Raw genomic sequence first — 20862 nt, forward strand, 5'->3', positions numbered from 1 at the left:
CGTTGCGGTTGCCCCGCCGGGTGGGCAGGCCCCGGACCCGCCCGGACCGGGTGCTGGGCGACAAGGCCTACTCCAGCCGGGCGAACCGGGATCACCTCAGGCGCCGCAAGATCAAGGCGACCATCGCCCAGCCCAAGGACCAGCGTGAGCACCGCCGCCGCAAAGGGTCGGCGGGCGGCAGGCCCCCGGTCTTCGACCGGAAGGCCTACCGGGGCCGCAACACCGTGGAGCGGTGTATCAACCTGCTCAAGCAGAACCGGGCGGTCGCGACCCGCTACGACAAGCGGGCCACGATCTTCGACGGGACCGTGTTGGTGGCCTCGATCCGGATCTGGCTCCGAGACCTCACCCGTCTAAAAAACAGTGCCTAGTGGCGGACCACGTCCACCCACACCATCCGGTGGTCGGAGCTGGGGAAGGGGTAGTCGCCGGTCAGCCGGAACAGCGGGTCGTCCACGGTCGGCCAGAACACCCCGGACGACCGGGTCGGAACGGTCCGCGAGGGCAGCACGTAGTCCACGCGCAGGTTGCCCGGACCGGGCTCGTCCGCGAAGTCGGCGCTGTCCAGCACCGGGTCGCCCCCGTGCCCGTCGTTGGCCCCGCCCTGGCGTTGGGCCGCGCCCCTGCCGCCCTGGCTGGACGGGCGCACGTCGGTGATCCCCGGGTGCTCCAGGAGCTGGGTGATGGCGTTGGGGTGGCCGTCGCCGTCGTTGGGGTCGGCGTTGAGGTCCCCGGCGATGACGAACGGGGCGCCCACGGGCAGGCCGCCGCGCCGTCCCCGGTCGTCGTAGATGTAGGAGCCCGCGCGCGGGGTCACGTAGTCGGCCCAGAAGCGGATCTCGTCGTGGTTGCGGGCCACGTTGCGCCTCTCCGGGCCGTCGAAGGTCGGCGGGGTCGGGTGGCTGGCCAGCAGGTGGACCGGGCGGCCCCGGCCCGTGTCGATCGGCAGGTCCCAGTGGCTCTTGGAGGACAGCCGCAGCACCTCCAGTGCCTCGGGGGAGTAGTAGGACTCGCCCGTCTCGGGGTCGGTGGGCAGGAGCGCGCCGGGCATGTCCGCCCACCGGAAGGTCTGGAACGTGCGTACGTCCTCGGTGACGATCGGGTACATCGAGTACACGACCATCCCGTACTGGCCGGGGAACAGCCCGTACCCGAAGGCGTCCTCGGCGTAGGCGGGGCCGCCGGGCTCGGTCACCGCCTCGCCGTCGCCGTCGAGGTCCGCGCCCGAGGCCACGCCGGTGTTGACGGGCGCGGAGTAGACGTAGGGGTACTCGATGGCATCGGCGCCGTTCTGGCCCACGGACAGGTAGTTGTCCTGGAACCGGCGGGGTCCGTTCCCCTCCTCGTCGTAGTCGAACTCGTTGACCAGGAGGACGTCGGGGCGCACGTGCTGGATGATCTCGGCCACGTTGCGCGCCTGCTCGCTGTCGGGGGTGGCCAGCTCCTCGGCGAGCACCCCCTGCCCGGGGCGTTCCAGCGCGGTGTTGAAGGTGGCGAAGCGCACCTCGTGCGATCCCGGCGGTTGGGGGACCGACGGTGACACCTCGGCGGAGGCGGGGGCCGCCACCAGGGCGGACGCGGCCAGGACGAGGGTGGCGGTGGAGGCCACCGGTCTGACCAGCGGGCGTGAACGCGGCTTCATGGAGGCATCCTCTCAGCGGGGGAGCGGGGTGGGAAAGGCCGGGACGCGCACGACCGGATGCGGGCCGGGGGAGTCCCGGCGGCCTGGCCGGTGCGGCCCCGGTCGCGGGAGGCTAGCAGTCCGCGGTGAAGCGGGGGTGGACCCGTGTCGTCCACAGAGGGCGGGGCCCGGGGCGTGGGCCTTCGCCTTCCCGCTCTCCTGGTGGCCTGGCCCGAGGGAGTCCCGCCCTTCGACCGGGACGTCGCGGGCGAGGGCTCGCGGAACCCTCCGTCGCGCCGGAGACGTCACCCCATTTGAAACGTTTTGCTTCCCACTGCTCCGGGCTCATCTCCCTCGGACGCAGAGCGGTCGGATATCCCATGTCATCTGGGACTCAGGACCTCCGATCGGATATAAATCGGTTTAGGAAGGGCCGTTGTCGCACCACTACTCCCCGTGTTACATTCGCGTTGTTTTCGGGAGCGCTCCCATCACATCGACGCATCCGGGCCGCCGCGACAGGCCGGTACCGGACGCGGTGAGGAGTGCCCTTCCCATGCCCCCCAACCCCCCTGCCGCCCGTCATCGGACACGGCGCGGCGCCTGCCTCGCGACCGCCCTCGCCACGGGCGCCGCGCTCGCCGCCGTGGCGACCGGCCCCGCCTCCGCCGCCGCCGGCTGCGAGGTCGCCTACACCGTTCAGAACCAGTGGAACGACGGCTTCACCGCCGCAGTGTCCGTCACCAACCTCGGTGATCCCGTCGACGGCTGGACCCTGGAGTGGGACTTCACCGCGGGCGAGCGCGTCACCAGCGGCTGGAACGGCGAGTTCTCCGGATCGGGGAACCGCGTCAGCGTGGCCGACACCGGGTGGAACGCCGCCATCGCCACCGGAGCCTCGGTCAGCTTCGGCTTCAACGGCTCCCACGGCGGCGCCCCCGAAATCCCCGACTCCTTCACGTTCAACGGCACCGTCTGCACCGGCGACACCGAGGAACCGCCCGGTGAGGAGCCGCCCGACCCCGAGGACCCGCCCACCACCGGAGAGGGGCGCCAGGTCGAGGAGCTGGACCGCGGTCTGGTGAGCGTGCGGGGCTCACAGGGCAACCTGGTGAGCTGGCGGCTGCTGGCCACCGACCCCGAGGACGTCGCCTTCAACGTCTACCGGGGCTCCACACGCCTGAACCCACAGCCCCTCACCGGAGCCACCTCCTACCTGGACGGCGGAGCCTCCGCCGACGCCCGCTACACGGTCCGCCCCGTGATCGACGGTCAGGAGGCGGAGGCGTCGGGGGCCTCACTGGCGCTGCGCGACGGCTACCTGGACGTGCCCCTGGACCTCCCGTCCGGCGGCAGCGGCTACACCTACGACGCCAACGACGCCAGCGTGGGCGACCTCGACGGCGACGGCGAGTACGAGATCGTCCTGAAGTGGGAGCCCACCAACGCCAGGGACAACTCCCAGTCGGGTCGCACCGGCCCCGTACTGCTCGACGCCTACGAACTCAGCGGCGAGCGGCTCTGGCGCATCGACCTGGGACGCAACATCCGTGCCGGTGCGCACTACACCCAGTTCCAGGTCTACGACTTCGACGGAGACGGGCGGGCCGAGGTGGCCGTGAAGACGGCGGACGGCACCGTGGACGGCACCGGCGGGATCATCGGCGACGCCGGGGCCGACCACCGCAACGGCGACGGCTACGTCCTGAGCGGGCCGGAGTTCCTCACCATGTTCGACGGCCGCAGCGGGGCCGAACTGGACTCGGTGGACTACGTGCCCGGGCGCGGTGACGTCTGCGACTGGGGCGACTGCTACGGCAACCGGGTGGACCGGTTCCTGGCGGGCGTCGCCTACCTGGACGGCCAGCGGCCCAGCCTGGTCATGGCGCGCGGCTACTACACGCGCTCGGTGATCGCGGCCTGGGACTGGCGAGACGGGCGCTTCACCCGGCGCTGGACCTTCGACAGCGACGAGGCCGGGTCGCGGTGGGCCGGTCAGGGCAACCACCAGTTGAGCATCGCCGACGCCGACGGTGACGGCCGCGACGAGGTCATGTACGGGTCGATGGCCGTGGACGACGACGGAAGCGGGATGTGGGCCACCGGTCACGGCCACGGGGACGCCATGCACGTGGGCGACCTGCTGCCCGACCGCGCCGGCCTGGAGGTCTTCACCATCACCGAGCGCACGGGAGGCGCGGCGGGCGCCTACGTGGCCGACGCCGACACCGGCGGGGTGGTCTGGCGCAGGCCGACCGCCAGCGGTGAGGAGGGGCCCGGCCGGGGCGTGGCCGCGGACGTGTGGCCGGGCAACCCGGGCGCGGAGTTCTGGGTCACGGGCGGCGGCATCAGCGGCATGTACGACGCCGGGGGGAACCGCCTGGGCGTTCGCGCCCCCTCGTCGGCGAACTTCGTGGCCTGGTGGGACGGCGACCCGCTGCGGGAACTGCTGGACGGCACCCGTATCGACGAGTACGGGACCGGTGGCGACACCCGGCTGCTGACCGGCTCCGGGGTCGCCTCCAACAACGGCACCAAGTCCACACCGGCGCTGAGCGGGGACATCCTCGGTGACTGGCGTGAGGAGGTCGTCTGGCGGACCGCGGACAACCGGGCGCTGCGGATCTACTCCACGCCGCTGCCCACCGATCTGCGGATGCCCACCCTGATGCACGACACCCAGTACCGGGTGGCCGTCGCCTGGCAGAACACCGCCTACAACCAGCCGCCGCACCCGAGCTTCTTCATCGGGGACGGCATGGAGCCCGCTCCCTGGCCGGAGGTGTACACGCCCTGATTCCCGGGCGGTGCGGGGCCTGGGCGGTCGTGCGGGTGCGCCCGTGCGACCGCTCCGCGCCCGGCGGAGTTCCCTCGGACAAGGGGCCGTCAGAGAAGGGGGGCTGTCCGATAAGGGGGCTGTCGGGGAACCAGCCGTCAGAGAAGGGGCCCTCCGTGCGGTCGCCGTGGGTCTCACAGGTACCTGCGGGGGAGGGCGCACGCCTGGAGCCGTGAAGGGCTCCGCCCTCTGAACCCCTGCCCCCTTCGGAGTACCCCTGAAGCACCCCGAGACGCGCCGAGCCCCCTCCCCGGACACCCGGGAAGGGGGCTCGCACGGGCTCACAGTGCTACAGGCCCACCCGGCTCCTACAGGGTCGGCAGGTATCTGTGCAGCTCGTACGGCGTCACCTGGCGGCGGTAGTCGTGCCACTCCGCCTTCTTGTTGCGCAGGAAGAAGTCGAAGACGTGCTCGCCCAGCGTCTCGGCCACCAACTCACTGTTCTCCATGATCCGCAGCGCCTCGTCCAGGCTCTGCGGCAGCGGCCGGATGCCCAGCGCCCGGCGCTCGGAGTCGGTCAGCGCCCAGACGTCGTCCTCCGCGCCCGGAGGAAGCTCGTAGCCCTCCTCGATGCCCTTCAGACCCGCGGCCAGGATCACCGCGTAGGCCAGGTACGGGTTGCAGGCCGTGTCCAGCGAGCGGATCTCGATCCGGCTGGAGTTGGACTTGCCCGGCTTGTACATGGGCACTCTCACCAGCGCCGAGCGGTTGTTGTGGCCCCAGCAGATGTAGGCCGGTGCCTCACCGCCCATGCCCGCCGAAGCGGCCGGGTCGTCCCACAGGCGCTTGTAGGAGTTCACCCACTGGTTCGTGACGGCCGTGATCTCGTCGGCGTGCCGCAGCAGGCCCGCTATGAACCCGCGCCCGACCTTGGACAGCTGGAAGTCCGCACCCGGCTCGTAGAAGGCGTTGCGGTCGCCCTCGAACAGCGACAGGTGCGTGTGCATGCCCGAGCCCGGGTACTGCGTGAACGGCTTGGGCATGAAGGTGGCGTACACGCCCTGCTCCATCGCCACCTCCTTCATCACGAGCCGGAAGGTCATGATGTTGTCGGCGGTGGTCAGCGCGTCGGCGTAGCGCAGGTCGATCTCCTGCTGCCCCGGCCCGCCCTCGTGGTGGCTGAACTCCACGGAGATGCCCATGGCCTCCAGCATGTTGATGGCGTTGCGCCGGAAGTCGTGCGCGCTGTTGTGCGGCGTGTGGTCGAAGTAGCCGCCGGAGTCGTTGGGCTCGGGCAGCTCACCCAGTTCGGGCATCTTCTTGAGCAGGTAGAACTCGATCTCGGGGTGCGTGTAGAACGTGAACCCCAGGTCGGAGGCCTTGCCCAGTGTGCGCTTGAGCACGTGGCGCGGATCGGCCGAGGACGGCGAGCCGTCGGGCATGAGGATGTCGCAGTACATGCGCGCCGTGCCGTGCGGCTCGTTGCGCCAGGGCAGCACCTGGAAGGTGGAGGGGTCGGGCTGGGCCAGCATGTCGGCCTCGTAGACGCGGGCGAACCCCTCGATGGCCGAGCCGTCGAAACCGATGCCCTCGGAGAAGGCCGCCTCCAGTTCGGCGGGGGCGACCGCCACGGACTTGAGGTACCCGAGCACGTCGGTGAACCACAGCCTCACGAACCGGATGTCGCGCTCCTCCAACGTGCGGAGCACGAATTCCTGCTGTCGATTCACGATCAACCTTCCTCGATGCGGTCGGTGTCCGGGCCCTCCCGGCGTACGGCGGGGCCGGTTCGGACACGGCCTCCCAGGTCCAGTGTGCCGTGCGGATATTTCCGGGGTATTTCCGCACCCGCCGAGCAGCCTGCCCGGTCCGTCACCCGCACACGCATTATGGCCCGTGACCGGGCTCTTCCGGCCATCCGCCCGCCACCGGCGGCGGGGCCCCGTGCGGGGCCCGCGGCCGTCCCCGGCGTGCGCGTCCTCGTGTCCCGGCCAGCCGTCTCCGGCGTGTGCGCCTTCGTACCCCGGACAGCCGTGCCCCGTGCCCGGGCACGCCGGTCCCACCGCCCCGGAAACATCCTGCGGCTAGGCTCGGGCCCGTGGCACAGCTCAGAATCGCACTGGCCCAGGTCAACCCCACCACGGGCGACCTGGACGGCAACCTGTCCCTCGTCGTCGACTCCGCGCGCAGGGCCGCCGAGGAGGGCGCCCACCTGGTCGTCCTCCCGGAGATGGTCGTCACCGGCTACCCGGTCGAGGACCTGGCGCTGCGCAACTCCTTCGTGTCGGCCTCGATCAAGGCCACCCGCGCCCTGGCCGCCGACCTCGCCCGGGAGGGCCTGGGAGAACTCCCCGTCGTGGTGGGATACCTCTCCCGCCGCGAGGGCCCAGGCGCCCGCTACGGCCAGCCCGCCGGGGCCCCGCAGAACTCCGTCGCGGTCCTGCACCGCGGCGGCGTCGTCCTCTCCTCGGCCAAGCACCACCTGCCCAACTACGGCGTGTTCGACGAGTTCCGCAACTTCGTCCCCGGCGACACGCTCTCCGTGGTCCGGGTCCGCGGCGTGGACGTCGCCCTGGCCGTCTGCGAGGACCTGTGGCAGGAGGGCGGCCCCGTCACCGCGGCCCGCGCCGCCGGGGTCGGCCTCCTGGTCTCCCTCAACGGCTCGCCCTACGAGCGCCACAAGGACGACGTGCGCCTGGAACTGTGCCAGCGCCGCGCCCGCGAGGTCGGCGCCGCCCTGGCCTACGTCAACATGGTCGGCGGCCAGGACGAGCTGGTCTTCGAGGGCGACTCCCTGATCGTGGACTCCGAGGGGGAGCTGGTGGCCCGCGCCCCGCAGTTCGCCGAGACCCTCCTGGTAGCCGACCTCGACCTGCCCGAGGCCGGACCGGCCCCGGACGGCCCGGGCGCACGGGTGGACGGTCTGCGCGTCATGCGCCACACCGTCTCGGCCGACCCGGTCGCCCCCTATCCGCCGCGTGCGGCCACCGTCACCCCGCGGCCCGACCCGCTCTCCGACACGGGCGAGGTCTACCGCGCCCTGGTCACCGGCCTGCGCGACTACACCGTCAAGAACGGCTTCGGTTCGGTCCTGGTCGGCGTCTCGGGCGGCATCGACTCCGCGCTGGTGGCCACCATCGCGGTGGACGCCCTGGGCGCGGACCGGGTGCACGGCGTGCTCATGCCCAGCGCCCACTCCAGCGACCACTCGGTCGGCGACGCCGAGGAGCTGGCGCGCCGCCAGGGCTTCGCCGCCCGCACCATCGCCATCGCCCCGGCCGTGGAGGCCTTCACCCGGTCCACGGGGGAGGCGGGCGTGCCGCTCACCGGCCTGGCCGCCGAGAACCTCCAGGCCCGCGTGCGCGGCACGCTCCTGATGGCGCTGTCCAACGAGGAGGGCCACCTGGTCCTGGCCACCGGCAACAAGAGCGAGGCCGCCACCGGCTACTCCACGCTCTACGGCGACTCCGTGGGCGGGTTCGCGCCCATCAAGGACTGCTGGAAGACCCTGGTCTGGGAGCTGGCCCGCTGGCGCAACGACGAGGCCGTCCGGCTGGGGCAGACCCCGCCGATCCCGGAGAACTCCATCTCCAAGCCGCCCAGCGCCGAACTGCGCCCCGACCAGCTGGACACCGACTCCCTGCCCGACTACACACAGCTCGACGCCGTCCTGGACGCCTACGTCGGCACGGACAAGGGGGAGGCCGAACTGGTCTTCGCCGGATACGACCCCGAGCTGGTGCGCCGGGTCATCCGCATGGTGGACCGCGCCGAGTACAAGCGCCGCCAGTCCGCGCCGGGCACCAAGATCAGCGCGCGCAACCTCAGCCGGGACCGCCGCGTGCCCATCACCAACCGCTGGACGGTCTGAACCGCGTTTCGCCCGCCCCTCCGGTGCGCCCGCGCCCGCACCGGTCCCGGAGCACGACCCGCAGCGCGGAGCCGGTGAAGGCGGTGTGCCCGCGCCCTCCCCGCTCGCCGCTCCCCGTTCCGGATCCGGTGCGCGTGGGGCCGGGTTCGGGCCCGGAACCCGCTCCTAGGCCAGGCCCAGCTCCCGCAGCCGCGCCCCGGCCGCGGCCCGGTTGGGCACGTCGAGCTTGGCCAGGATGTTGGACACGTGCACGCTCGCGGTCTTGGCCGTGATGAACAGCCGCTCGGCGATCTGGGCGTTGGTGCTGCCCACCACCAGCAGCCGCGCCACCTCCGCCTCGCGCGCCGTCAGCCCGGCGGGGACGGCGGGCGGGGCCGAGTCCTCCTCCAGACCGGAGCCCATTCTGCGCGCCAGGTCCGCGGCGGCGCCGGCCAGCGGCGCCGCTCCGCACTCCCGTGCCGTGGCGTGCGCCTGACGCACCCACGCCACGGCCCGGTCCCGCCGCCCGGCCGCCACGGCCGCCACGGCCGCCTCGGCGGCCCGCAGCCGGGCCCGGGCCAGGTGCAGCCGCATCGGCGTGGCCTCCCAGGCCGCCACCGACTCGCGCCACCGCTCCAGCAGCGCGTCCGGTCCCGCGCCGTCCGCCTCGGCGAGGTGCGCCCCGACGGACACCCGGTAGGCGTGCTGCGCCGTCCCGTGGGCGGGCATCGGCGCCACCAGCGCGGCCACCAGGTCCCGTACCCGGCGTGCCCGCTCCACCGTCCCCTCCGGGCGTCCCGGCGCCGCGCCCCTCCGGGCGGCCTCGGCCATCGCCTCCGCCATCGGCCACGTGTACCCGTGCGCGGACTCCAGGACCAGCCGCTCCAGCGTCCGCTCGGCCAGGACGAGCGCGTCGTCCACGTCCCCCGCGACCAGGTCCGCCTCCAGCAGCGCCAGCAGGGAGAGCTGCACGATGTTCATCCGGTGCGAGGCCAGCGCGTCCGCCCGCCCCGACACCCTCATGGTCCGGCGCGCCGCCTCCGGGTCCCCCTGCGCCGCCGCCGTGCGGGCCAGCACCGCGTCGACGTAGAAGCGGTGCTTGCTGGAGGGGTGGGAGCGCAGGACCGTTTCGAGGATCCCGCGGGCCTTGACCAGGTTCCCCAGCTCGAAGTGGATCTCCGCGCGGTTCTGGTGGTTGAACGTCTTGTGGACGGCCGCCCACCCCATCGCCTCGTGCCGGGCCAGGGACTCCTCCAGGACGGCCAGGCCCTCCTCGTGGTGCCCCAGCTCACGTAGGAAGTGGCCCAGGTTGCCCGCCCCGCGCGCCTCCAGGGAGGGGTCGCGGACCTCGGCGGCGTAGCGGATGGCGGCCTCGATGAGGGGGCGTCCCCCCTCCAAGTCGCCCGCGTCCATGTGCAGACCGCCCAGGGTGATGCGGGCGTCGGCGGCCGCGCACATGCCGCTCTGCTCGGCGGGGTCGGCGAGGGCGATGGCCTCCTCCGCCAGCGCGCGCGCCGACCTGCCGGACCTCTCCAGTTCCCGCAGCCGCTCCTGTTCCGGCGTGTGGCGCCGGTCGGCGCGGTGCACCATGCTCTCCCGGGCCAGGATGGACAGCAGCAGGCCGTACCCCGGCATGTGCGGCGGGTGCAGCTCCAGGGCCTTGACCAGGTCGGTGATCCCGCTGCCGCAGGAGTCCGCGGCGCGTGCCAACCCGCGGCGGCGCAGCAGCCCCGCCCGTACGGTCAGCGTGTGGTCGTCGCCCCCGTCCTCGGGGAGGGCGGCCAGGGCCTCGTCGGCCAGTTCGAGGGCGCGCCTGGCGCGGCCCGCCTCCACGGCGGCCCCCGCCGCGAGGCTGGCCACCTCGGCCCAGGTCCGGCCCTGGACCCGCTCCCGTGCGTCGGGGACGCGGTCCCACAGGGCCAGGACCCGCTCCAGCATGTCCAGTTCCTCGCCGTAGGCCAGGGTGTCGCCCGCGCGCACCGCGGCCCACCAGGCGGCCTGGAGGGCGCTGGGCAGCTCCTGTGCGGCGTTGTAGTGGTGGGCCTGTTCGGCGGCCCTGCGGTCGAAGGGGACGGAGTCGGGGTACTCGTCGATGAGCTGGGCGAAGCGCATGTGCAGCCGCGCGTGGGCGCCGGGCAGCAGGTCGCCGTGCACGGCGTCGCGCAGCAGGGCGTGCCGGAAGCGGTACCCGGTCCGGTCGGCGCGCAGGGTGTTGGCGTCGACCAGGGTGTGCAGCGCGGTCTCCAGTTCGCGTTCGGGCAGCCCGGCCGCGTGGTAGAGCATCTCGTGCTCGATGCTGCCCGAGACCGCGCCGACCGAGGCCACGCGCAACACCGACAGGGCGGTGTCGTCGAAGCGGTGCAGCGGTTCCAACAGCAGGTCGCGGAACTGGTCGGGCACGTCGTGGCCGCCGACGGAGGGGTCGCCGACCGCGGAGGCCAGCGACTCCACGAACAGCGGGACGCCCTCGGTACGCCGGTACAGCTGGTCCAGTTCGTGGCTGGTGAGGTTGGCGCCCCGTATCGCGGCGGCCTGGGCACCGGCCTCCTCGCGGCTGAACGGCGCCAGCTCCAGCGGCTCGACCCCGGGCGCGCGCCGCAGTTCGGGCAGCAGGCGGCGCAGCGGATGGGTGCGGTGCAGGTCGTCGCTGCGGTAGGTGGCCACGAGCTGCACGCCCGGCAGGTCGAGGTTGCGGACGAGGAAGACGAGCAGGTCGCGGGTGGCGCCGTCGGCCCAGTGCAGGTCCTCCAGCACCACGGTGACGCCGCCGTCCTCGGCGGCCTGGGTGAACAGGCGCAGGACCTGTTCGAAGAGGATGCCCCGGTTCTCCGGGCGCAGCACGGGCACCTCGCCCAGCTCGGGCAGGAGCCGGGCGAACTCGCCGGTGCCTCCGGGCGCCGCGGCCTCGAACGCCGCGCGTCCGCGCTCGCGCAGGAGCTGGCGCAGCACGGCGGTGAAGGGGGCGTAGGACAGTCCGTCCACGCCGAGCTGGAGACAGCCGCCGACGAAGACCGTTCCCTGGGGCAGGGCCGAGACGAACTCGCCGACCAGGCGGCTCTTGCCCACGCCCGCGTCGCCGCTGACCAGTACCGTTCCGGACGCCTCGGTGTGGGAGCGCCTGGCGTGGTCCCGGAGGAGGCGGAGTTCGCGCTCGCGGCCCACGAAAACGGTACGACTCTCGACAAGAACGGGCATAGCGCCCATTATGCCCGTCATGTGCGGCCTTTCCAGGGGGTTTTCGCCCGCCGCCCACCTGCCCGCCGGCCGCCTGCCCGCCTGCCCGCCGCCGTATGACGCGTGGACGGGTCGGGCCCGGTTCCGCCTCCCGGGCCACGCCCCGACCGCGGCACGGGTCCGGTTCCGATCGCCGGCTCCCGCTGGGGCACGGGATCCGCCCCGGGGATCACGTCCTCGGCTCCGGTCGCTTCGGCTCCGAGCCCGCGGGTGCGCTCACCGAGCGGCCGGAGCCGGTCCTGGCGGCCGAGGGGGCGGACCGGTCCGGGGGAGGAGGGGCGTGCCCGGCACCATGCGGTTCCTCCTCCCTTCCTTCCCTTCCGCGCACGGCCTCACGCGGCGCGGCCGTAGGAGCGCCGCTGGCGCTGGCGCTCGCGGCGTTCCTCCCTGCGCCGCGCGCGCTTCTCGGTGCGTGCACGCAGGGCCGCACGCACGTTCTCGGCCTCGCGGACGCGCCGCTCGGTCATCTCCCGGGCGTTGGCGTTGAGCAGTTCGCTGTGGAACACGGTGCTTCCCTCTTCACTCGCGCGGCGGAACCGGTGTCCCGCCGTCTGGTCTCCACGTTCTCCCTAAGACCCCGGGGCGCACATGGGGAGGAATCCCAGTCCTGGGAGGCCTGAGCACCCGTACGCCCTAAGACCCTGCCCGCACGGCGTGTCACACCATGCTTCGGAGTGCTCACCCGTAGTTGTCTAGGCGGCAACGACGCACGTGGGAGGCGCGACATGACGCGGAAGTACAGGGCAAAGACGGCGGGCGCGCTCACAGCGGGCGCGCTCACGGCGGGCCTGACGGCTGCGGGCGCGCTGGGCGCCCCCGCGCCCGCCGCCGCGGAGCCGGTGCAGGGGGAGGGGCCGGTGGGCCTGTTCCTGGAGGCGGGCGAGGCGCCGCGGCCGGGAGGGGAGTTCACACTGCGCACCACCGTCACCGACGGACCCGTGGAGGGCGCCCTGCTGGCCCAGCACGTTCCAGGCGAGCTGGAGATCGTCGAGGTCGGGGAGGAGGGGGTGGTCCGGGACGGGATCGTGAACTGGCGGGTGACGGTGCCCGAGGGGGAGGAGGCGGTGTACACGGTGCGCGTCCGCGCGCCGGAGGCGACGGGGGAACGCCTGACCAGCACCGCCTGCCTGTTGCTGGAACGCGACGCCGACCCGGCCGCGTGCGCCAGCGACTCGGTACTGGTCGCGGAACAGACCGCCATGTCGCGGGTCTCGGAGTACACCGACCCCGCGAACCTGCTGCGGGCCGCAGGGGTCGCCCTGGCGGTGGGGCTGGCCTGGGTGCTGTGGCGGCGCAGGAGGGCGCTGTCGCGCGGGTGAGCCCCCGCCTGGAGCCGTCAAAGGTCGGGGCGAGCGAGTGGAGGGCGCTGTCGCGCGGGTGAGGGGGCGCGCGGGTGGGGAGCCGCCCAGGTGGGGGCGCCGGTTTTGTTACGTCAGCGTGTCATGATCCCGGCGAGGGAAAACTACGCGGCGTAGTAGTGTTTCCGGCATGGACATTCTCTACTCCGCGCTCGTCTTCCTGCACATGATCGGCCTGGCCGGGATCATCGCGGGCTTCCTCATGCAGGTCATCACCGACAACCCCAAGTCGACCAAGGTCCTGCTGCACAGCTCCCTGCTCCAGTTCGTCACCGGCCTGCTGCTGGTCGGGGTGGCCGAGATGGCCGACCTCGGGGAGCTGAACCACGTCAAGATCGCGGTCAAGCTGCTGGTCGCGCTGGCGGTCGTGGTCGTGGGCGTGCTCAACCTGCGCAAGCCCGCCAAGAACCTCGCGATCATCGCGGGCGTGCTCGCCATCGTCAACATCGGCGTGGCCGTCTTCTGGTAGCCCCTCCCGGAGCGCGGTCCCCGCAGGCCGCGCAGGAGCCACCGCCGGTGGCGGCGCGAACCGTGCCGCCACCGGTTTTTTCTGTGTGCGTTTCCGTAATCTTGCGAAATTTTTCCCACGGACTTCGTGGGCTTGCGCGGACATCGTCCCAGTTCACGAGGGAGTATCCCTTGGGTCGATCTGACGGGGGAAGGCGGCCCGAAACGCATCGAGGCAGGTGGCGGCGGGAACCGTCGCGCTGGGTGAGCGGTGTGACGTCCAGATCAAGACCCGTTCACAAGAGCGTTCCGGTCTGTTAGCTTCGTCACGCTCACGCAAACTCTTGCAAACACTGCAAGAGAGCAGCGGACGGGGCAGTGCCGCCCCGCCGCGCTACCTCCCCCCAAGGAGCGCACATGAAGCCCATCCGACCCGGCGCCGTCGCCGGGGCGGTCCTGATGGGGATCGGCCTGCTGGCCGCCCCCGCGCAGGCCGCCCCCGTCCCGGCGGCCCCGACCCCGACGACACCGGTCCCGGCAGCCCCCGCCCCCGCCGAGGACGTCCGGGCCGCCGACAACGGCGAGACCATCGTCCAGCTCTTCCAGTGGAACTGGGACTCCGTCGCCACCGAGTGCGAGGAGTTCCTCGGCCCCCACGGCTTCGGCGGGGCGCAGGTCTCCCCGCCCCAGGAACACGTGGTCATCCCCTTCGCCGAGGGCGGCGACTACCCCTGGTGGCAGGACTACCAGCCGACCTCCTACCGCATCGACAACACCCGGCGCGGCACCGCCGAGGAGTTCCAGGCGATGGTCTCCACCTGTGCCGACAACGGCGTGAGGATCTACGCCGACGCGATCATCAACCACATGACCGGCGACGGCTCGGGCACCGGCAGCGCGGGCACGGAGTGGGCCAAGTACGAGTACCCCGACCTGTTCGGCGACGGCACCGCCTCCCGCACGGGGGAGGACTTCAGCTCCTGCCGGAGGGAGATCAGCAACTGGAACGACAAGTGGGAGGTGCAGAACTGCGAGCTGGTCGGACTGTCCGACCTCGACACCGGTGACCCCGAGGTGCGCGCGCAGATCCGCCGCTACCTCAACGGCCTGGTGGACATGGGCGTGGCGGGCTTCCGCGTGGACGCCTCCAAGCACGTCCCCGAGGCCCACGTCGACGCGATCTTCTCCGACCTGAACGAGGTCCCGGTCTTCGGCGGCCAGCCCGACGTCTTCCACGAGGTCTACGGGGACCAGACCATCCCCTACACCGCCTACGCGCCCTACGGCCGCGTGACCGCCTTCGACTACCAGCGCGACATCTCCAACAAGTTCGCCGGCGGCGACATCTCCGGCCTGGCCCAGCTGCCGGACTACGGCGGGCTCACCGACGAGCAGGCCACCGTCTTCGTCGACAACCACGACACCCAGCGCTACCACCCGACCCTGACCTTCAAGGACGGCGACCGCTACCACCTGGCCGTGGCGTTCATGCTGGCCCACCCCTACGGGCGCCCCGTGGTGATGTCCAGCTACGACTTCGGCTCCAACGTCACCCAGGGCCCGCCCAGCGTCGGCGAGGTGGCGGGCAACCCGGCGGGCTGGATCACCGCCGACACCGACTGCGCCAGCGCCGAGTGGGTCTGCGAGCACCGCCACCCGACCGTCGCCGGGATGGCCGCCTTCCGCAACGCCACCGGCGACACCCCCGTCGTCCAGCGCGCCACCGACGGCTCCTCCCGGCTCGCCTTCGACCGGGGCGACCGCGGCTTCGCCGCCTTCAACGCCACCGGCGGCACCTGGAACCTGACCGCCGACACCGACCTGCCCGACGGCAGCTACGACAACGCCGCCGGGAGCGGGACCCTCACCGTCGCCGACGGCCGGATCAGCGCCCAGGTCCCCGCGAACGGGGCCGTCGCCCTGCACGTGGGCGGCACCTGCGACGACCCGGCCGAGTGCGGGGGCGGCGGCCCCGGTGAGCCGGGCGAGCCGGGTGAGGTCGACGTCTCCGCCACCGTGGAGACCTGGTACGGCCAGGAGGTGTACGTGGTCGGCTCCACCCCCGGGCTGGGGTCCTGGAACCCCCCGAGCGGGGTGAAGCTGTCCACCGACGCGTCCACCTACCCCGTGTGGTCGGGGACCGCCCCCATCGGCGCGGACACCGAGTGGAAGCTGGTCAAGATCGACGGCGCGGGCAACGTCGAGTGGGAGTCCGGCGCCAACCGCGTCGGCCCCGCCACCAGCGTCACCTGGCGCGACTGACCCGTGCGCGGCGCCCCGGCCGGGGCGCCGCGCACGGCCCTTCCGGGACGGGCTCCCGGGAGCCGCGAGCCACCCCCACGGGCCGACCACTCCCCGGCCCCGATGCCCCCGCGTCCGGCTCCTCCGGCGCGGGGGCTCCGTGCCCGGCTCCTCCGGCGCGGGGGCGCCGCTCCGGGAGGGGCCCGCCTCCACTCGGGGGTTGTCCACAGGCACGGGCAGCCTCTGGCGGGGCCCGGGGCGTTCGCGGTTTCCTGGAAAGCGGGGGGTCCCCAGGGACCGCCGACCTCGGCGTGCCCGCGTTCCGACCGCACCAGGTCCTGCGTCCGCACCGCGGCCCGCGGCCCGCGTCCGCATCGCGTCCTAACCGCACCGGGCCCCGACCGCACCGCGGCCCGCCCGGAGGCCGGGAACCACCCTCAGTCGTCGTAGAAGACGCGCTCCATCACCGCCCTCGCCCGACGCGTGGCGCGCAGGTAGGTCTCCGTCAACTGCTCGGCCGGACCCTCCCGCACGGACTCCGCGCCCTCCCCCGCGCCGTCCTCCTCGTCCTCGCCGCCACTGTCCACGGGGCAGCCCATCGCCCCCGCCAGCGCCGCCCGCACCCGCAGGTCCGAGGGCAGCGAGTCCCCGCCCCGGCCGCGCACCAGCATCACCATGCCCCGCACCCGCGACGCCAGCCGCCAGGCCTGGCTGAGCACCTCGCCGTCCTCCGCGTCCAGGAGACCGTGCGCCACGGCCGCCTCCAGCGCCTCCAGGGTGCCGGTGGTCCGCAGGTCGGGGTACTCGTGCGCGTGGCGCAGCTGGATCAGCTGGGCCACCCACTCCACGTCCGACAGCCCGCCCCGGCCCAGCTTGGTGTGCAGCGTCGGGTCGGCGCCGCGCGGCAGCCGCTCCGCCTCCATCCGCGCCTTGAGCTTGCGGATCTCCAGCACCGCCGAGGAGTCGATCCCGCCCTCCGGGTACCGGATCGGGTCGATCAGCCTCGTGAACGCCTCCCGCAGCTGCGGGTCGCCCGCGACCGGCTTGGCCCGCAGCAGCGCCTGGCTCTCCCACACCTGCGACCAGCGCCCGTAGTAGGCCGCGTAGGACTCCAGCGTGCGCACCACCGGGCCGCTGCGGCCCTCCGGGCGCAGGTCGGTGTCCACCTTCAGCGGCGGCTCGGCCGCGGGCATCTCCAGCAGCCGCGCCAGCTCCCGCACGACGGCCAGCGCCTGCTTGGTCGCCGCACCCGTGTCCACGCCCGGCAGGGGGTCGTGCACGTACATCACGTCCGCGTCGCTGGCGTAGGTCAGCTCACCGCCGCCGAACCGGCCCATCGCCACCACGCACACCCGCGTGAGCGGCTCGTCCCCCGACGCCGCCACCACCCGGTTCTGCGCCAGCCGCAGCGCCGCCTCTATGGTCACCGCGGCGATGTCGGTCAGGGCCGCGCCCACGTCCTGGACCGAGGCGACCTCCAGCAGGTCGGCCGCGGCCGTGCGCAGCAGCTCGCGGCGGCGCAGCGCGCGCACCGCCGACACCGACTCCTCGGCCGTGTCGTACCGGCGCCGCGCCGCCTCCGCCTCCCCGGCCAGCACCTTCGGGTCGCGGCGCACCAGGTCGCCGTCGTCGTCGAACATCGCCACCGCCTCCGGGGCGCGCAGCAGCAGCTCCGTCACGTACCGGCTCGTCCCCAGCAGCCACGCCATCCGCTCGGCCACCCGCACGTCGTCGCGCAGCAGGCGCAGGTACCACGGCGTGGTGCCCAGGGCCTCGCTCACCTGCCGGAAGCCCAACAGGCCCGCGTCGGGGTCGGGGGCGTCGGAGAACCAGCCCAGCATCACCGGCAGCAGCGTCCGCTGGATCGCCGCCCTGCGCGAGACCCCCGAGGTCAGCGACTCCAGGTGGCGCAGCGCGCCGCCCGGATCGACGAACCCCAGCGCCTCCAGGCGGTCCCTGGCCTGCTCCGGCGACAGCCGCGCCTCCTCGCCCGGCAGCCTGGCCACCGCGTTGAGCAGCGGCCGGTAGAACAGCTTCTCGTGCAGGCGCCGCACCTCCGACGACACCCGGCGGCGCGCTTCGGTCAGCTCCCGCACCGGGTTCGCGGTCATCCCCAGCGCCCGCCCCAGACGGCGCAGCTGGTCGGGGCCCTCCTCGGCGGCCGGATCGGGCATCAGGTGCGTGCGCCGCAGCCGCTCCAGCTGCAACAGGTGTTCCAGCCGCCGCAGGAACCGGTAGGCCTCCGCCAGCCCCGCCGCGTCGCCGCGCCCCACGTACCCGTGCTCCGACAGCGCGGCCAGCGCCTCCAGGGTGTTGCCCGACCGCAGCCGCTCGTCGGTGCGCCCGTGCACCAGCTGGAGCAGCTGCACGGAGAACTCGATGTCGCGCAGGCCGCCCGGGCCCAGCTTGAGCTCGCGCTCCGCCTCACCCGCCGGGATGTGCGCCACCACCCGGCGGCGCATCGCCTGCACGTCCTCCACGAAGTCCTTGCGGCCCGCCGCCTCCCACACCATCGGGGAGATGAGGTCCATGTAGGCCCGGCCCAGCTCCGCGTCCCCGGCGATCGGGCGGGCCTTGAGCAGGGCCTGGAACTCCCAGGTCTTGGCCCAGCGTTCGTAGTAGGCGCGGTGCCCCGACAGCGGGCGCACCAGCGGGCCGTTCCTGCCCTCGGGGCGCAGCGCCGGGTCCACCTCCCACAGGGCGCCCTCGGCGTCGGTCTCGGCCGGGATGCGCATCATCGCGGTGGCCAGCCGGGTCGCCGCGCGCATCGCCGCCTGCTCGTCCACCGGCTCCCCGGAACCCGGGCCCGCGTCCTCGTCCGCCTCCCCGGCCACGGCCGGCTCGGCCACGAACACCACGTCCACGTCGCTGACGTAGTTGAGCTCGCGGCCGCCGCACTTGCCCATGCCGATGACCGCCAGGCGGCACAGCGCGGCGTCCTCGGGGTGCTCGGCGCGGGCCACCGCCAGCGACGCGTCCAGCAGCGACGCGGCCAGGTCGGCGAGTTCCCCGGCGACCTCGTCCACCGTGCACAGCCCGGTCAGGTCGCGCCCGGCCAGGCGCAGCACCCGCCTGCGGTAGGCCACGCGCAGGACGTGCCGCAGGTCCTCCGGCGAGCCGTCGCCGACCACGGCCGGATCGGCGGTCGGCGCGGGGCTGTGGGGATCGGCGCCCACGATGTGCAACAGGCCGCGGCGCACCTCCTCCGGCCCGGGGGAGCGGGCGGCGTCGGCGCCCCGCAGCTCCCGCCAGTCGCCCGGGTGGCGCACCAGGTGGTCGGCCAGGGCGGTACTCGTGCCCAGCACCCGGCACAGCCGGGCCCGCAGCTCCCGGTCCTCGCGCAGCGCGTCCAGGAGGTCGGCGGGGTCGGGGTCGGACTCCAGGATGCGGATCAGCCCGAGGAGCGCCTGGTCGGGGTCGGGGGCGGCCGCGAGCGAGCCGATGACCTCGGTGTCGGCCCGGGCGTCGAGTCCGGCCTCCTCCACCAGGCGCAGGGCCCGGGTGCTGTCGCTGAAACCGCGCCTGGCGAGCGCGCCTGCCGTCATGTTCGTCGTTCCGTCCCTCACCACGTGTCAACGGTAACGGTCCGGCCGGTGAGCGGGCCCGGTGCCCCGAACCGGTTCGGTCCCCGGCACCCGGGGCGAGCCGTCCCGCGCACCCGGAACCGGGTCGGGGCCGGTACCCGAACGGATACCGGCCCCGATGGGGGGAGTGCGCGGCGCGCCCTCCCGGAGCTGCCGTCTACGCCTTAGATGTCGTAATAGAGCTCGAACTCGCGCGGGTGCGGGCGCAGGCGCAGGGAGTCGATCTCCTCGGTGCGCTTGAAGTCCACGTAGGTCTCGATGAGGTCCTTGGTGAACACGCCGCCCTCGAGCAGGAACTCGTGGTCGGCCTCCAGGGCCTCCAGGGCCTCGTCCAGCGACGCCGGGACGGTCTTGATGGCCTGGGCCTCCGCCGGGGGCAGCTCGTAGAGGTCCTTGTCCACGGGCTCCGGCGGCTCGATCTTGTTCTTGATGCCGTCGATGCCGGCCATCAGCATGGCGGAGAAGGCCAGGTACGGGTTGGCCGACGGGTCCGGCACGCGGAACTCGATGCGCTTGGCCTTGGGGTTGGAACCGGTCAGCGGCAGGCGGATGCAGGCCGAGCGGTTGCGCTGGCTGTAGACGAGGTTGATCGGGGCCTCGTAGCCGGGCACCAGGCGGTGGAAGGAGTTCACGGTCGGGTTGGTGAAGGCCAGCAGCGCCGAGGCGTGCTTGAGCAGGCCGCCGATGTAGTAGCGGGCCGTGTCCGAGAGCTGGCCGTAGCCGGACTCGTCGAAGAACAGCGGCTCGCCGTCCTTCCACAGGCTCTGGTGGCAGTGCATGCCCGAGCCGTTGTCGCCGAAGAGCGGCTTGGGCATGAAGGTGGCCGTCTTGCCCGCCGCGTTGGCGACGTTCTTGACGATGTACTTGTACAGCTGCACCTTGTCGGCCTGCTGGAGCAGGGTGCCGAACTTGATGCCGATCTCGGCCTGGCCCGCGGTGCCGACCTCGTGGTGCTGGAGCTCGACCTCGATACCCGACTTGATCAGCTGCTGCACCATGTCCGAGCGCAGGTCGCTGTAGTGGTCGACCGGCTCGACGGGGAAGTAGCCGCCCTTGTAGCGGGGACGGTAGCCGCGGTTGCCGCCCTCGATGGCCGAACCGGTGTTCCAGGCGCCCTCGATCGAGTCGATCTCGTAGTAGCCGGTGTTGGACCGGGTCTCGAACTTGACGTCGTCGAAGATGTAGAACTCGGCCTCGGGGCCGAAGAAGGCGGTGTCGGCCACGCCGGAGCCGCGCAGGTAGGCCTCGGCCTTGCGGGCGACGTTGCGCGGGTCGCGGCTGTAGGACTCCAGGGTCAGCGGGTCGTGGACGAAGAACGTCATGTTCAGCGTCTTGTGCTTGCGGAACGGGTCCAGCACGCCGGTGCTCAGGTCCGGCAGCAGCAGCATGTCGGACTCGTGGATGGCCTGGAAGCCGCGGATCGACGAGCCGTCGAACATCTGGCCATCGGTGAACGTCGACTCGTCGACGTTCTCGGTCGGGAGGGTAACGTGGTTCACGCCCCCGAAAAGGTCCGTGAATCGGACGTCGAGGAACTTGACGTCCTCGTCCCGGATATAGGCGAGCACCTCGTCGACGCTGCTGAACAAAACGAACCTCCGTGCAGGTGGCTGAGACGGTGGACCGGGGTCCGCCCCATCGCGGACACGTCGGATCGCGCGCCGTCTCCCGGCTTCGTCTCCGAAGCTAGGAGCGGGTGGTTTCCGCGCCATGTCTCGATTGTTTCCTGTATGTTACGGACCCGGCTGTTG

12 protein-coding genes are annotated in these 20862 nt (G+C 72.8%); 6 read left to right on the forward strand and 6 right to left on the reverse strand.

Translation table 11 applies throughout. The features are described 5' to 3' along the window. Window positions 1–371: IS5/IS1182 family transposase (locus G011_RS0120885; protein WP_026338493.1), on the forward strand; the 371-nt coding region annotated here is incomplete at its 5' end. Here G011_RS0120885 and G011_RS0120890 read toward each other — a convergent pair. Beyond that, window positions 368–1642 carry an endonuclease/exonuclease/phosphatase family protein gene (locus G011_RS0120890; RefSeq protein ID WP_019610174.1) on the reverse strand — a complete coding sequence of 425 codons (1275 nt, stop codon included), beginning with the start codon at window positions 1640–1642 and terminating at the stop codon, window positions 368–370. The two genes, G011_RS0120885 and G011_RS0120890, sit on opposite strands and share 4 nt — an antisense overlap. 535 nt (window positions 1643–2177) lie before the next feature. Here G011_RS0120890 and G011_RS0120895 point away from each other — a divergent pair. Next, window positions 2178–4418, forward strand: a complete 2241-nt coding sequence (locus tag G011_RS0120895) for a cellulose binding domain-containing protein (RefSeq protein WP_019610175.1) — start codon at window positions 2178–2180, stop codon at window positions 4416–4418. Window positions 4419–4765: 347 nt separating this feature from the next. Here the strand turns inward: G011_RS0120895 and G011_RS0120900 are convergent, their stop codons facing one another. After that, window positions 4766–6127 carry a glutamine synthetase family protein gene (locus G011_RS0120900; protein ID WP_013151975.1) on the reverse strand — a complete coding sequence of 454 codons (1362 nt, stop codon included), beginning with the start codon at window positions 6125–6127 and terminating at the stop codon, window positions 4766–4768. A 368-nt stretch (window positions 6128–6495) separates the two neighbouring features. Between G011_RS0120900 and G011_RS0120905 the strand changes: the two genes are divergently transcribed. Next, the gene (locus tag G011_RS0120905; protein WP_019610177.1) at window positions 6496–8268 is read left to right on the forward strand and encodes an NAD+ synthase; all 1773 of its coding nucleotides are present in this window, start codon (window positions 6496–6498) and stop codon (window positions 8266–8268) included. A 165-nt stretch (window positions 8269–8433) separates the two neighbouring features. On the opposite strand, the gene G011_RS0120910 is transcribed toward G011_RS0120905, so the two are convergent. Together G011_RS0120910 and G011_RS32165 are read right to left on the reverse strand one after the other, a co-directional pair. Beyond that, a complete protein-coding gene (locus G011_RS0120910; protein WP_081643005.1) occupies window positions 8434–11442 on the reverse strand; it encodes an AAA family ATPase in 3009 nt (1002 codons plus the stop codon). 371 nt (window positions 11443–11813) lie between these two features. Next, the gene (locus tag G011_RS32165; protein ID WP_019610179.1) at window positions 11814–11987 is read right to left on the reverse strand and encodes a hypothetical protein; all 174 of its coding nucleotides are present in this window, start codon (window positions 11985–11987) and stop codon (window positions 11814–11816) included. A gap of 219 nt (window positions 11988–12206) precedes the next feature. Here G011_RS32165 and G011_RS0120920 point away from each other — a divergent pair, with 219 nt between their 5' ends. The 3 genes from G011_RS0120920 (at window position 12207) to G011_RS0120930 (ending at window position 15548) form a co-directional block, all read left to right on the forward strand. Further along, window positions 12207–12800, forward strand: a complete 594-nt coding sequence (locus G011_RS0120920) for a hypothetical protein (RefSeq protein ID WP_019610180.1) — start codon at window positions 12207–12209, stop codon at window positions 12798–12800. A gap of 169 nt (window positions 12801–12969) precedes the next feature. Beyond that, window positions 12970–13308 carry a hypothetical protein gene (locus G011_RS0120925; RefSeq protein ID WP_019610181.1) on the forward strand — a complete coding sequence of 113 codons (339 nt, stop codon included), beginning with the start codon at window positions 12970–12972 and terminating at the stop codon, window positions 13306–13308. Between the two features lie 395 nt (window positions 13309–13703). After that, window positions 13704–15548 (forward strand): carbohydrate-binding module family 20 domain-containing protein, encoded by a 1845-nt coding sequence (locus G011_RS0120930; RefSeq protein ID WP_019610182.1) that lies wholly within the window; start codon window positions 13704–13706, stop codon window positions 15546–15548. 416 nt (window positions 15549–15964) lie between these two features. On the opposite strand, the gene G011_RS0120935 is transcribed toward G011_RS0120930, so the two are convergent. Next, window positions 15965–19072, reverse strand: coding sequence for a bifunctional [glutamine synthetase] adenylyltransferase/[glutamine synthetase]-adenylyl-L-tyrosine phosphorylase (locus tag G011_RS0120935; RefSeq protein ID WP_019610183.1), 3108 nt, complete (start codon window positions 19070–19072; stop codon window positions 15965–15967). 203 nt (window positions 19073–19275) lie between these two features. Continuing rightward, a complete protein-coding gene (gene glnA, locus G011_RS0120940) occupies window positions 19276–20700 on the reverse strand; it encodes a type I glutamate--ammonia ligase (RefSeq protein WP_013151983.1) in 1425 nt (474 codons plus the stop codon). Window positions 20701–20862 lie beyond the last annotated feature (162 nt).

Origin of the sequence: Nocardiopsis sp. CNS-639 (assembly GCF_000381685.1) — a bacterium.
GTDB lineage: Bacteria > Actinomycetota > Actinomycetes > Streptosporangiales > Streptosporangiaceae > Nocardiopsis > Nocardiopsis dassonvillei.